Origin of the sequence: Ralstonia sp. 25C, from assembly GCF_051904805.1 — a bacterium.
GTDB lineage: Bacteria > Pseudomonadota > Gammaproteobacteria > Burkholderiales > Burkholderiaceae > Ralstonia.
Map to the genome: position 1 here is coordinate 272,255 of NZ_CP196737.1, position 13,641 is coordinate 285,895.

Here is a 13,641-nt window from a genome sequence, read left to right on the forward strand (position 1 = left end):
TCACGCTCCATTCATGCACACCGCTGCCGCCGTCCCCGCCGAAATCTCCCCACGCGATGCCTTGAAGGCCGAGCGTGCCCACCTGTTCGCGCAGTTTGACCAGCATGCCAATGCGCATCAGTTGGTGACCAAGCTGGCGCGGGCAGTGGATCGCGCGCTTGTCCAGCTCTGGCAGGACGAGCAGATGCCGGCAGACTGCGCGCTGATTGCCGTGGGCGGCTATGGGCGTGGTGAGCTGTTCCCCTATTCCGACGTCGATATCCTGCTGCTCCTGCCGCAAACCGCTGACGAGGCACCCGACGCCCTTCAGGCGCGCCTGGAAGCCTTCATCGGCCGCTGCTGGGACATGGGGCTGGACATCGGCTCGTCGGTGCGCACGGTCGACGAGTGCATCAAGGAAGCCGAGCAGGACGTCACGGTGCGCACATCTCTGCTGGAAGCGCGCCCGCTCACCGGTGACGAGGGCCTCTACCGCACGTTCGAGACGCACTATCAGGGCCATCTCGACGCGGCGGACTTCTTCCAGTCCAAGCTGCTGGAAATGCGTCAACGGCACGCGAAGTATCAGGACACGCCCTACTCGCTCGAGCCGAATTGCAAGGAAAGCCCCGGCGGCCTGCGCGACCTGCAGGTGATTCTGTGGATGACGCAGGCGGCGGGCTTCGGCTCAAGTTGGAACGAATTGCTCGTCAGCGGGCTGCTGACACGCCGCGAAGCGCAGGAGCTGGCCAGCAACGAGCGCCTGCTCAAGACCATTCGCGCGCGCCTGCATCTGTTGGCGGGGCGTCGCCAGGACGTGCTCGTCTTCGACCTGCAGACGCAGCTGGCCGAGGCCTTCGGCTACCGCCCCACCACCGCCAAGCGGGCGAGCGAGCAGATCATGCGCCGCTACTACTGGGCGGCCAAGGCGGTGACGCAGCTCAACACCGTGGTGCTGCAGAACATCGAGGCGCGGCTGTTCCCGACCGAGTTGGGCATCACGCGAAAGATCAACGAGCGCTTTGTCGAGCGGCAAGGCATGCTCGAGATTGCCGACCCCGACCTGTACCAGCGCGAGCCCTCGGCGATTCTCGAAACCTTCCTGCTGTATGAGCAGACGCGCGGCATCAAGGGGCTGTCGGCCAGTACGCTGCGCGCACTCTACAACGCCCGTACGCTGATGGACGCCAAGTGGCGTCAGGACCCAGCCAATCGGGCGCTGTTCCTGTCGATCCTGCAGCAGCCACAGGGCATCACGCACGCGCTGCGGCTGATGAACCAGACCAGCGTGCTGGGCCGCTACTTGGTCAACTTCCGCCGCATCGTCGGCCAGATGCAGCACGACCTGTTTCACGTCTACACGGTCGACCAGCACATTTTGATGGTGGTGCGCAATATCCGCCGCTTCGCCATCGTCGAACACACGCACGAGTTTCCGTTCTGCAGCCAGTTGATGGCGAACTTCGACAAGCCGTGGGTGCTGACTGTGGCTGCGCTGTTCCATGACATCGCCAAGGGCCGCGGCGGAGACCACTCCGTGCTGGGCATGTCCGACGCGCGCCGCTTCTGCAAGGAACACGGCATCGCCAAGGAAGACGCCGACCTCGTCGTCTGGCTGGTCGAGCACCACCTGACGATGAGCCAGGTCGCGCAGAAACAGGATGTGGGCGACCCGGATGTCATCCGCAATTTTGCGGAGTTGGTCGGCAGCGAACGGCGCCTGACGGCGCTGTATCTGCTGACCGTGGCCGACATTCGCGGTACCAGTCCCAAGGTGTGGAACGCCTGGAAGGGCAAGCTGCTGGAAGACCTGTACCGCATGACGTTGCGCGCCCTGGGCGGTGCTACTACCGACCCGCACGCCGTGCTGGAGGGGCGCAAGGAGAAGGCGCGTGCGCTGCTGCGCCTGGCCACGCTGGACGACGCCTCGTACGAAGCCCTGTGGAAGCAGCTCGACGTGGGCGTGTTCATTCGCCATGGCGCGAGCGACATTGCTTGGTTCACGCGACACTTCTATAACCGCGTCAACACCGACGCCCCCATCGTGCGGGCGCGCATTTCGCCGGTGGGCGAAGGGCTGCAGGTGGCGGTGTATTCGCCGGACCGGCCGGACCTCTTCGCACGCATCTGCGGATACTTCGAGCGCAAGAGCCTGACCATTCTCGACGCCAAGATCCACACCACCAAGCACGGCTACGCGCTCGACACCTTCCAGGTGGCCGACCCGGGTACCGGGCTGGTGGAGCCCGGCCGCTACCGCGACATCATCACGCTGGTCGAGCACGAACTCGCCGAGCAGATTTCGCGCGAGACCGCCCTGCCCGAACCGCCGCGTGGACGCATCTCGCGCCAGTCGCGCAGCTTCCCGATCAAGCCGCGCGTGGACCTGCGCCCCGACGAGCGCGGCCAGTACTACCTGCTATCGATCTCCGCCACGGACCGCACCGGCCTGCTGTACGCCATTGCCCGTGTGCTCGCGCACCATCGCGTATCGGTGCACACCGCACGCATCAACACGCTCGGCGAGCGTGTGGAAGACATCTTCCTGGTCGACGGCACACGCCTGACCCAGGACAACAAACTGCAACTCGCGCTGGAAAGCGAGTTGCTGGATGCGCTCGCCATTTGAGCGCCAGCCTTACCGGTCTTGATTCATGACTACCGATTCCGACGATTTTCCGGGCAATCCGGACGACAGCGACAAGCGCCGCGCTGACCCGAACCAACGCGCCACCCGCCCGGGCAAGCGCGCCACACTCGGCGTGCGCCGCGATGACGAGGGCAACACCGTGCGTTCCACCGGCAAGCCCCTGCGCGCGTCCGACCTGAACCGCGACCGCCTGCCGTTGCGTCCTTCGCAACGCCGCCCCCAGCCGGAAGAAGGCACAGGGAAGCCGCCGCGCCAGCCCCGCCGCGATAACGACGGTCAGCCGCCGCGGGATGCCAAGCCGCGCCGCATGCAAGGCGACCGCCCACCGCGTCGATTCGAGGACGAACGTCCGCCGCGTCGATTCGAGGATCGCCCGCCGCGCCGCTCTGACGATGAGCGCCCGCCGCGCAGGTTCAACGACGAGCAACGACCGCCTCGCCGTTTCGATGACGAACGTCCGCCACGTCGCTTTGAAGACCGTCCGCCGCGCCGGTTTGACGATGAGCGTCCGCCGCGCAGGTTCAACGACGAGCAGCGACCGCCTCGCCGTTTCGATGACGAACGCCCGCCGCGGCGGTTCGAAGACCGTCCGCCGCGTCGTGATGGCGATGAGCGTCCGCCGCGCCGGTTCAACGACGAACAACGGCCACCCCGGCGTTTCGATGACGAACGCCCGCCGCGTCGCTTCGAAGACCGTCCGCCGCGCCGTGATGGCGACGACCAACGCGGCCCGCGTCGTGATGGTGACCAACGGCCGCCGCGCCGTTTCGATGAGGACCGTCCCCCGCGTCGGTACGGTGATGACCAGCGTCCGCCCCGTCGCTTTGATGACGAGCAACGCCCACCACGCCGTTACAGCGACGATCAGCGCCCTCCGCGCCGATTCGACGATGAGCAACGCCCCCGTCGCTATGGCGACGACCGTGCACCGCGTCGCTTTGACAACGATCGCCCGCCACGCCGCTTTGAAGATCGTCCGCCCCGTCCGCCGCGCCCCGAGCGCGAGGAACGTGCACCGCGTCAGGCTGAAGAGCGCGCTCCGCGCCCAGCGCCGGAAGCAGAATCGACTGGCCTGGTTCGCTTGTCCAAGCGCATGTCGGAGTTGGGGCTGTGCTCGCGCCGCGAGGCCGATGAGTGGATTCCGCGCGGTTGGGTGATCGTGGATGGCGAGCCCGTTACCGAGCTGGGCTCGCGTGTGCGTCCGGATGCCATCATCGAGATTCACCAAGCCGCGCGCTCAGAGCAAGGCGAGCGTGTGACCGTGCTACTGCACAAGCCTGTCGGCTATGTGTCTGGGCAAGCGGAAGACGGCTATCAGCCGGCTGCGGCGCTGTTCGTGCCGGAAAACCAATGGGAAGGCGACCCGACGCGAAAGCGCTTTGCGCCGTGGCAGCGCAAGGCCCTGGCGCCGGCTGGCCGCCTGGACATCGATTCCACCGGCCTGCTGGTGTTGACACAGGACGGCCGCGTGGCGCGCCACCTGATCGGCGAGGATTCGACGGTGGAGAAGGAATACCTGGTGCGCGTGGTGTGGGACTCGCCGGAAGGCCGGGTCGAGCACGACATCTCCAAGGTGTTCCCGGAAGAACTGCTCGAAAAGCTGCGCTTTGGCCTGTCGCTCGACGGCGAGGAACTGAAGCCCGCGAAGGTGAGCTGGCAGAACGAGGAGCAACTGCGCTTCGTGCTGCGCGAGGGCAAGAAACGTCAGATCCGCCGCATGTGTGAACAGGTGGGGCTTGACGTGGTGGGCCTCAAGCGCATCCGCATGGGCAGTATCGTGCTGGGTGACCTGCCGGTTGGGCAGTGGCGTTTCCTGGGTCCGTTCGAGAAGTTCTGAGTTCGGCCGCCGCCAAAGAAAAACCGGTCAGCGTATTGCACGCTGACCGGTTTTTTTACGTCCGCAAACTAGCCTCAAAGGCGCGGCGCCTGGCAGGCTGCCCCTGTGGTGTTGGACGACGCCGGCATGCCGAACACCGCCTGCGCGCCGCATCGCGAGCCGAACATCTTCGCCTGATCATGCCCCACGCCCACCACCTCGTGCGCATGGTGGTTGACGCGCTTGCGGCCCGCCAGATGGTGCTCGTAGCGCCAGTAGTTGCGCGCGCGATCCAGACGCGTCGGGCCTTCGGCCTCGGCACCGCAGAGTTTGTCGAGCACGCGGTGGTTCGGGTCGTTGTCGTCCGTGCCCACCAGGTAGGTCACGTGGCGCTGCGCGTAGCGGCTGAACAGTTGCTTGCCGCTCTTGCCCACGGCATATGGAACCATATCGACCATGCCGTACTTGTAGTGATCGTAGTCCGGGCAAACCTCTGTGCTGTAGCGTGCGAAGCCCTTGCCCTGCGGCCCATTCGGGCGTTCGGGCGTGAAGTAGAGATACGACGAGGGATTGGCAACCACGTAGTTCAGGTCAATGCCACGCTTGCGGATGACCTCGTCCACGTTGTTGAGCACCGCGTAGCGCTGCACGATCTGCCCGCCGCCTGAGTGGCCGGCCACGGTGACACGCTTGACGTTAGGCGCGCGCGCCGGGTCGGTCACGTAGGCCAGCAGATCGTCGAGCACCTTGAGCGAACTCAGCCCGGTATAAGGCGGGTTGGTCGCGTTGAAGCCACCAATCCAGCCATCGACCGACCACACCGGCATGCCGTCAAAGCCCTTGCCTTCATCGGGCGTGCCGGGGAAGTTCGGGGCGATGAGCAGGACCTCATCCGGATTGCGTCCGCTGGCCTTGAGCAGATCGGCGCCGGCGGCGTAGTAGTCGTTGCCGTTGCGCTGCAGACCGTGCTGCACGAACACGACCTCGCGGATGTGCGTCAGGTCGCCATCAAGCGGATGGTTGGCATAGACGGGGAAATCGTAGGCGGCATCGCTGCCCAGATGCACGCGTTGCCAGGCAGAGCCTTGGGGCTTCTCAGCGACCGTGCTCGTGGCCGCTGTGTCCGGCGTTTGCTGGCCCGCGCACGCAGCCAACCCGAGCATCGCTGTCATTGCCACACCCAAAGCCAGCCGGCGCCAGCCCGTCAAACCATCGCGCTTCATATCGTCTCCGTGGGAGGTGAAATACGCCAACCCGGCGCCCACCCGCCCCCGCGAGTGCAGCGCTCCCGCTTGTTGTGGTGGCTTCGACGATCAGTCGTCGTAGTTGGCGGGCAATTCCGGGAACAGCACTTCGGTAAAGCCGAAACGGGTGAAGTCTTTCACGCGCATGGGGTACAGCACGCCTTGCAGGTGGTCGCACTCATGCTGCACAACGCGGGCATGGAAGCCCTCGGCAATGCGGTCGATGGCGTGGCCGTGCTGATCGAAACCGGTGTAGCGCAAGCGCGTATAGCGCGGCACCACGCCCCGCAGGCCAGGCACCGACAGGCAACCCTCCCAGCCCTCTTCCATGTCGTCGGAAAGCGGCTCGATGGTGGGGTTGATCAGCACCGTCTTGGGCACAGCCGGCGCATCCGGATAGCGCTCGTTGCGATCGAACCCGAAGATCACCACCTGCAGGTCCACGCCGATCTGCGGAGCGGCCAGGCCGGCGCCGCGTGCGGCATCCATGGTGTCGAACAGGTCTTCGATCAACGCGGTCAGTTCGGGCGTATTGAAGCGTTCTACCCGTTTGGTCACGCGCAACAGGCGGCTGTCGCCCATCTTCAGAATGTTTCGGATCACGCCCGTCTCCTGGCTATTTTTGTAACAGCGCGAGCATACCCGCTTCGTCCAGAACCTTCACGCCCAGCTCTTCTGCCTTGGCGAGCTTGCTGCCGGCCTCTTCGCCAGCGACGACGTAGTCGGTTTTTTTCGAGACCGAACCGGACACCTTGGCGCCCGCTGCCTCCAGCATCGCTTTGGCCTCGTCGCGTGTCAGCGTGGGCAGCGTGCCCGTCAGCACGACGGTCTTGCCAGACAGCACACCTTCTTCCGCCGCTTCAGCGGGCATGGCGGCGAGCAGTTCCTCGCGCAGGGCATCGAGTTTGGCAAGCTGCGCGCGGTGGTCGTGCGCATCCAGCCATTCGAGCAGCGATGCCGATACGTCTGCGGGTAGACCGGCCAGTTGTTCGCTCTGCACGCTCGCCAGTTGGTTCAGCGTGGGCGCCACCACGGCCAGTTGTTTGGCGCGCGTGGCCGTCAGCTTGGGCACGCCCAGCGTGGCATACAACTCGGCGGGCTCCAGCTTTTCGCGCAACTTGGCATTCGGCGCGTGCTCGCCCTGCGGCACAACGCCGGCTTCGAGCAGCGCGTCCAGCGCCTGCTGGTTCTTCGGCTCGGCAAAGAAATCGGCGATGGCCTCGGCGACGATGGCCCCGACATCGGGCAGCGCCAGCAGCAACGGCGCCGGTGCACGACGGATAACTGCCAGGCTACCCAGCCAGTCGGCCAACGTCTTGGCAGTCGATTCACCCACGTGCCGGATGCCCAGCGCAAACAGGAAGCGCGCCAGCGGCGGCGTCTTGCTCGCGTGGATACCGTCGAGCAGGTTTTCGGCCCACTTGGTGGCGATCTTGCCAGCCGCGACCGTCTCCGGGGTGACGCCATCGCGCTCATCGGCGCGACGCTTCATTTCCAGGAAATCGTCGAGCGTGAGCTTGTACAGGTCGGCAATGCCGTGCACGTAATCCAGCTCGACCAGGTTGTCGATATAGCGCTCGCCCAGGCCTTCGATGTCCATCATGCGGCGGCCGGCAAAGTGGCGGATCGCCTCCTTGCGCTGCGCCGAGCAGAACAGGCCGCCGGAGCACCGCGCCACCGCCTCGCCCTCTTCGCGCACCACGTGCGAACCGCAGACCGGGCACGTCTTCGGCAGCAGGTACGGGCCATGCGCGGGCACCTGCTCGGCGTGGAAGAGATCGCGGCCGGGCTGTTCCACCATCGGGCGGCGCTCCAGCACCACGCTCACCACCTCGGGGATCACGTCACCGGCACGGCGCACGATCACGGTATCGCCCACGCGCACGTCTTTGCGGCGGACTTCGTCTTCGTTATGCAGCGTCGCGTTGGTGACCGTCACGCCGCCAACAAACACCGGCACCAGCCGCGCCACGGGCGTGATGGCGCCCGTACGGCCCACCTGCACGTCGATGGCTTCGACGGTGGTCAACGCTTCCTGCGCCGGATACTTGTGCGCAACCGCCCAGCGTGGCTCTCGCGTGCGGAAACCCAACTCACGCTGCAAAGCCAGCGAATTGACCTTGTAGACGACGCCGTCGATGTCGAACGGCAAGCTATCGCGCTTGGCGCCGATGGCAGCGTGAAACTCAACCAGGCCGTCACCGCCCTTCACCGCTGCGCGCTCCTTGCTGACCGGAAAGCCGAAATCCTGCAGCGCATCCAACATGCCGGAATGGGTGTCAGGCATCCGCTTCCAGCCCACCACCTCGCCCAAGCCATAGGCGAAAAACGACAGCGGGCGTTCCGCGGCCATCTTGGGGTCAAGCTGGCGGACAGCACCGGCGGCCGTATTGCGCGGGTTGACGAAGGTCTTGTCGCCGCGCTCGCGCTGGCGCGCATTGAGCTTTTCGAAATCGTCGCGGCGCATGTAGACCTCGCCGCGAACCTCCAGCACATCGGGCACCTCACCGTTGACCGGCGAAAGCCCCAACGGAATCTGGCGGATGGTGCGGATGTTCTGCGTGACGTCTTCGCCGGTGGTGCCGTCGCCGCGCGTGGCGGCCTGCACCAGGTAGCCGCCCTCGTAGCGCAGGTTGATGGCGAGGCCATCGAACTTCAGTTCGGCAGCGTATTCGACGGCCGGGTCGGAATCATCGAGACCCAATTCGCGACGCACGCTTGCATCAAACGCGCGTGCGCCATTGGGCGTGGTGTCGGTCTCGGTGCGAATCGACAGCATCGGCACCACGTGCCTGACCGGCGCGAACTCGGGCAGGATCGCCCCACCCACGCGATGCGTGGGCGAATCGGGCGTCTTCAGTTGGGGGTGTTCGGCTTCCAGCGCTTCCAGCTCACGGTAGAGCCGGTCGTATTCCGCATCGGGCACGCTGGGCTGGTCGAGCACGTAGTACTCGTGGGCGTAGCGGTTCAGCGCGGCACGCAACCACGCTGCCCGCGTCTCGGGCGTGGCACCGAACGCGGGTTCAGCAGTCTTGCTCATGGGAAATTGGGGAGTCGCGTCAGTGGCTGAACAGGCGCACCGCCGTGCTGGAACCGGCCGGAATGCCGCGCGATTCGAGCTTGTCGTACAGCACCCGCAGATGCTTCTGGATGGCGACGAACGATTGCTCCGTCAGCGGGCGCAGATTGTCGTCCACCACCTGCGCGCCCATGCGCTGCGACAGCGTGTAGGCGTATTCGCAGACGAGCTTGAACGGCTTGGTGGCTTCTTCGGCCAGCGGCACATCGAGCAGCAGTGTGATCTGGCGGCCGGCCTTGACGGTCAGGTCGTCGCGCAGGAAGTTGGTGTCGCCAAACTGCAGCGTGAACAGCGCGCGCTGCACGCCATCCGCGCCGGCGTGGAAGCGCGTGAAACGCGTGCCATCGCGCGACAGCACGAGGCCATCTTGTGTGGCCACTGTCTGCACATACGCAGCCGACCACGGCGCGCCATCGGAGATCACGCTCACACCCAGTTGGACGTCGCATTCGGCGGCAAAGGCATCCAGTTCGCGCGCATTGGCAATCGTCTCGTTCATGTCCGGCAGTTCGGGCACGGCATCGGCGGCTTCCGACAGCGGATCGATGGCGCTGATGAACTCCGAGAACTCCAGCGCATTCAACGGGCCCGAGCGGTTGGCCAGCTGCACGGCTACCTGCACATCCAGGTAACGCTGGCCGGCGCGGATCGCTTCCCACGCATTGGCGGCAGGGTTCAGGCCTTCCACGTGGATCTGCTTGGTGCCCGCGCGACGCAGCTTGGTCATCGCCGGCAGCAACCGGTCACCCGACACTTCGCGCTCCGGGTGCAGCGGGACGATGCAGTCGATCAGCGGATCGATCACGCCGATGGCCGGCTCCAGCGAGCCCGGTGCGGGCTCTGCAGCGGCTTCTGCCACGTCGGTGTCGGCGGCTTCGAGCACGGTCTCTTCGCCGGACGGCGCCAGTTCGGCACCGATCACGCCGGCTTCGGTTTCGGCGCTGCCCGTAGCGGGGGCATTCGGCTTCGGCGAGAAGCCGGGTTCAAAGCGCGGCTCAACGCGACGCACATCCTCGGGCTCGCCACCGAGTGCGGGTTCAGCGCGTTCGGTCCAGCCGCCTTCCGCATGATCGCGGCGCGGCGCCTCGTCGATGTGCGGGTTGTACGCCTCGGGGCGACGCGCCTTGCGGATCTGCCATTGGTTGTAAACCACGATCACCAGCACGAAGACCACGCCGGCGCCCAACAGCGCCATCACCAGGTTGTTGTCCTGTCCGAGCTGCATTTAGGCTGCCTCCGCCATGGTCAGTGCGGCATCCATATCCACCGCCACGATCCGGGACACGCCCTGCTCCTGCATGGTCACACCGATGAGCTGTTGCGCCATTTCCATCGCAATCTTGTTGTGAGAAATAAAAACGAATTGGGTCTTGTCGGACATGCGCTTGACCATATTGGCGTAGCGCTCGGTATTGGCGTCGTCCAGCGGCGCGTCCACCTCGTCGAGCAAGCAGAACGGGGCCGGGTTCAACTGGAACATCGCGAACACCAGCGCAATCGCGGTCAGCGCTTTCTCGCCGCCTGACAGCAGGTGAATGGTCGAGTTCTTCTTGCCCGGCGGCTGCGCCATCACCTGCACGCCCGCGTCAAGAATCTCTTCGCCAGTCATGATCAGCTTGGCCTGGCCGCCGCCGAACAACGTCGGGAACAGTTCACCAAAGTGGTAGTTGACCTGGTCGAACGTGCCTTGCAGCAGCGAGCGCGTTTCCTGGTCGATCTTGTGGATCGCGTCTTCCAGCGTGGTGATGGCGTCGTTCAAGTCGGCCGACTGCGCATCGAGGAAGCCCTTGCGTTCGCGCGCCGCGGCCAACTCGTCCAACGCGGCCATGTTGACGGGGCCGAGCGCGTTGATAGCGTTGTTGATGCGCGTGACTTCGCCTTGCAGATACGAAGGCTTCAGATCGCCGGTCAGGCGTTCGGCCAGCGCGGCTTCGTCCACGTTGGCAGTGGCAAGCTGCTCGGAGAACTGCTCCTGGTTCAGGCGCGCGGCCTGTTCCTTCAACTGCAGTTCGGTGATGCGATCACGCAGCGGTTGCTGGGCACGTTCGGCAGTCAGGCGCTGCTCATCGAAGGCACGCAACTGGGCCGTCAGCGCATCCAGTTCAATGCGCGCTGCGCCGAGCTTTTCTTCCTTCTCGGCACGGCGCTCCAGCGCTTCCTGCAGGCCCGTGTGCGCGGTCTGCTCGTTGATGGTTTCAAGTTCGGCGCGGGCATTTTCCAGCGTCAGAACGATCTGCTGTGCCTGGTCGCTCGCCACCTGGATGTTGCGCTTCAACTCGGCAATGCGGTTACCCAGGTTGCGCTCGGCAAAGTGCGCCTCCTGCGCGCCGCGCTCCAGATCGCGCAGTGCGTTGCGGGCGTCGCCCAGGCGGGCTTCCAGCGCTTCGAATGCCTGCTGGTTGTCTTCAAAGCGCGCCTGCATATCGGCGAGTGCCGCATCGTGCTGTTCGAAGGACGCTTCGGATTCGGCACGGATAGCGCGTTGCTCTTCGATCTGCGCGCGGATCTCTTCCAGCTCGCTGTCGATCTGGCCGCTGCGCGCCTTGTAGCGCTCCATCGCCTGCGACAGCTTGAGCACGTCCATCTGCAGCACGTGTACGCGGCGCGTGGCTTGTTCGGCGCGGGCGCGCACCATGGTGAGCGTCTGGCTGGCCTGGGTGTAGGCCGCTTCAGCACGTACGGCGTCGCTCTTGGCTTCGTCAGACAGCAGCATCTGCGCGCGAACCTGCTTCTGCAGGTTCTCGATTTCCTGCGCGCGGGCCAGCATGCCGGCCTGCTCGGAATCGGGCGCGTACAACTGCACCGACGATCGCCCGATCAAGTGCCCCGCCTTGACGACAAACGTGCCGCCTTCCGGCAGCGTCTGGCGCGCGTTGAGCGCAGCCTGCATGTCGTCGGCGATGTAAACGTCGGCCAGCCAGTCTTGCAGCACCGCGCGAATGCCCGGCTCCGTCACTTGTAGCAGCGACATCAGCGGACGCAACCCAGCGGGTGCATCGACCGGACGCGCGGCCGGCGGCGGTGCATAAAACGCCAGCTTGGCGGGCGGCGCATCGGCAGCAAACGCCTTGATCCAATCGAGGTTGGAGACTTCCAGCGCGCCGAGCTTCTCGCGCAGCACCGACTCCAGCGCCGGCTCCCAGCCCTGCTCGATCTGCAGCTTCTTCCAGAAGCGCGGCAGTTCGCTCAATTCATGCTTGGCAAGCCACGGCTGGACCTTGCCGTCGGTCTGCACGTTCTCCTGCAACTGCTTGAGCGCGGCAAGTCGGGCTTCCAGGCTGGCGATGGCGGCCGCTTCCGATTGCACGCGGCCCTGCGCGGCGCGGCGGGCTTCGTCGAGTTGCGGCACTAGGGTCTCGGCGTCTTCCAGCGCGGCCTGCGCTTCGGCCAGGATCTCTTCCTGCTCGGCCAGTTCAGCGCGCAGCGTCTCGAGCTGCACCTCGTCTGGCTTGTCGAGACCGCTGGATTCCTGCGACAGACGCTCGCGGCGCTGATCCAGTTGCTGCAGCGCCTGATCGGCATTGCGCTGGTGTGCGGCTTCCAGCTTGAGCGCCTGTTCCGATTGCAGGATCGCGGCACGCTGGTCATTCAACGCCGTCTGCGCATCGCGCCATTGCGCTTCCATGGCCGGCAGTTCGTCCGACTTGCGGGCGACCTCTTCTGCGGCCTGGGCAGCACGCTCCTCGGCCATGGCGAGCTCTTCCTCGGCTGCAGCGAGATCCTCTTGCGCCTGTTCGCCCTGCGTGTGCCATTGGTCTTGCTGCGCGGTCAGCGTGGCGATCTGCTGCTGGATGCGGTTGCGAGACTCCACCACGTAGCGGATCTCGGCTTCCAGGCGGCTGACTTCGGCGTTGGCCTCATACAGCGCGCCTTGCGCGGCATGCATCGCGTCAGACGACGCATAGTGCGCCGCGCGCATCGTTTCCAGCTCGGCCTCGATGTGGCGAAGCTGCGCGGTTTGCGCTTCGAGGTCGATCTGCGCTTGCGAAATCGCCCGCTGGTGGCGTTCCTGCTCGCCTTGCGCCTCGCGCTTGCGCAGCAGCCACAGCAGGTGCTGTTTCTCTTCGCCGTCGGCCTGCAGGGCCTGGAAGCGCTGCGCGACTTCGGCCTGGCCCTCGAGCTTTTCGAGGTTGGTACCGAGCTCGCGCAGGATGTCTTCAACGCGCGTGAGGTTCTCGCGCGTGTCAGACAGGCGGTTTTCGGTTTCGCGGCGGCGTTCCTTGTATTTGGATACGCCTGCGGCTTCTTCCAGGAAGATGCGCATGTCATCGGGCTTGGCCTCGATGATGCGCGAGATCATCCCCTGCCCGATGATGGCGTAGGCGCGCGGCCCAAGGCCCGTGCCGAGGAAGATGTCCTGGATGTCGCGGCGACGCACCGCCTGGTTATTGATGAAGTACGACGACGTACCGTCGCGGCTCAGGACGCGCTTGACCGCCACTTCGGCGTACTGGCTCCACTGGCCGGCGGCGCGGCCTTCGGCGTTGTCGAACACGAGTTCGACGCTGGCCCGGCCGGCCGGCTTGCGCTGGGTGGAGCCGTTGAAGATGACGTCCTGCATCGATTCGCCGCGCAGTTCGGCGGCGCGTGATTCGCCGAGCACCCAGCGCACGGCGTCGATGATGTTGGATTTACCGCAACCGTTCGGGCCGACGATGCCGACGAGCTGGCCCGGAACGTGGAAATTGGTCGGATCGACGAAAGACTTGAAGCCTGCGAGCTTGATCGAAGAGAGGCGCACGTTGAGTTCGTCTCGAAGGGTTCAGCAAAGGGGATAAAGCGGGCGCCCGAGGAACGCGCCTTGGTCGCCACATTCACGCCGGGCGGCGCGAACTGGCAAGGCACGCTCCAGGGGCGCGGATGGCGCCATCAT

General features: G+C 65.5%; 7 protein-coding genes. 2 read left to right on the forward strand and 5 right to left on the reverse strand.

Translation table 11 applies throughout. From position 1 onward, the window contains the following. Window positions 1-13: 13 nt before the first annotated feature. Both ACS7SF_RS01210 and ACS7SF_RS01215 read left to right on the forward strand, forming a co-directional pair. The gene (locus tag ACS7SF_RS01210) at window positions 14-2,608 is read left to right on the forward strand and encodes a [protein-PII] uridylyltransferase (protein WP_439891322.1); all 2,595 of its coding nucleotides are present in this window, start codon (window positions 14-16) and stop codon (window positions 2,606-2,608) included. A 25-nt stretch (window positions 2,609-2,633) separates the two neighbouring features. Next, window positions 2,634-4,466 carry a pseudouridine synthase gene (locus ACS7SF_RS01215; RefSeq protein ID WP_439891323.1) on the forward strand — a complete coding sequence of 611 codons (1,833 nt, stop codon included), beginning with the start codon at window positions 2,634-2,636 and terminating at the stop codon, window positions 4,464-4,466. Between the two features lie 74 nt (window positions 4,467-4,540). Here the strand turns inward: ACS7SF_RS01215 and ACS7SF_RS01220 are convergent, their stop codons facing one another. The 5 genes from ACS7SF_RS01220 to smc form a co-directional block, all read right to left on the reverse strand. Then, complete coding sequence (locus ACS7SF_RS01220) at window positions 4,541-5,668, reverse strand: alpha/beta fold hydrolase (RefSeq protein ID WP_439891324.1); 1,128 nt, start codon at window positions 5,666-5,668, stop codon at window positions 4,541-4,543. Between the two features lie 90 nt (window positions 5,669-5,758). After that, window positions 5,759-6,292 carry a peptide deformylase gene (gene def, locus ACS7SF_RS01225; protein WP_439891325.1) on the reverse strand — a complete coding sequence of 178 codons (534 nt, stop codon included), beginning with the start codon at window positions 6,290-6,292 and terminating at the stop codon, window positions 5,759-5,761. A gap of 13 nt (window positions 6,293-6,305) precedes the next feature. After that, window positions 6,306-8,729, reverse strand: a complete 2,424-nt coding sequence (gene ligA / locus ACS7SF_RS01230) for an NAD-dependent DNA ligase LigA (RefSeq protein WP_439891326.1) — start codon at window positions 8,727-8,729, stop codon at window positions 6,306-6,308. A 19-nt stretch (window positions 8,730-8,748) separates the two neighbouring features. Next, the gene (locus ACS7SF_RS01235) at window positions 8,749-9,993 is read right to left on the reverse strand and encodes a cell division protein ZipA C-terminal FtsZ-binding domain-containing protein (RefSeq protein ID WP_439891327.1); all 1,245 of its coding nucleotides are present in this window, start codon (window positions 9,991-9,993) and stop codon (window positions 8,749-8,751) included. Further along, entirely contained in the window at window positions 9,994-13,509 is a 3,516-nt protein-coding gene (smc, locus tag ACS7SF_RS01240; RefSeq protein WP_439891328.1) for a chromosome segregation protein SMC, read from the reverse strand. Window positions 13,510-13,641: the final 132 nt, after the last annotated feature.

Excerpts from the sequence above, each read along its gene's own strand:
- ACS7SF_RS01235 (WP_439891327.1), bottom strand. The coding sequence starts at position 9,993 with ATGCAGCTCGGACAGGACAACAACCTGGTGATGGCGCTGTTGGGCGCC.
- ligA (WP_439891326.1), bottom strand. The coding sequence starts at position 8,729 with ATGAGCAAGACTGCTGAACCCGCGTTCGGTGCCACGCCCGAGACGCGG.
- ACS7SF_RS01215 (WP_439891323.1), top strand. The coding sequence starts at position 2,634 with ATGACTACCGATTCCGACGATTTTCCGGGCAATCCGGACGACAGCGAC.
- ACS7SF_RS01220 (WP_439891324.1), bottom strand. The coding sequence starts at position 5,668 with ATGAAGCGCGATGGTTTGACGGGCTGGCGCCGGCTGGCTTTGGGTGTG.
- ACS7SF_RS01210 (WP_439891322.1), top strand. The coding sequence starts at position 14 with ATGCACACCGCTGCCGCCGTCCCCGCCGAAATCTCCCCACGCGATGCC.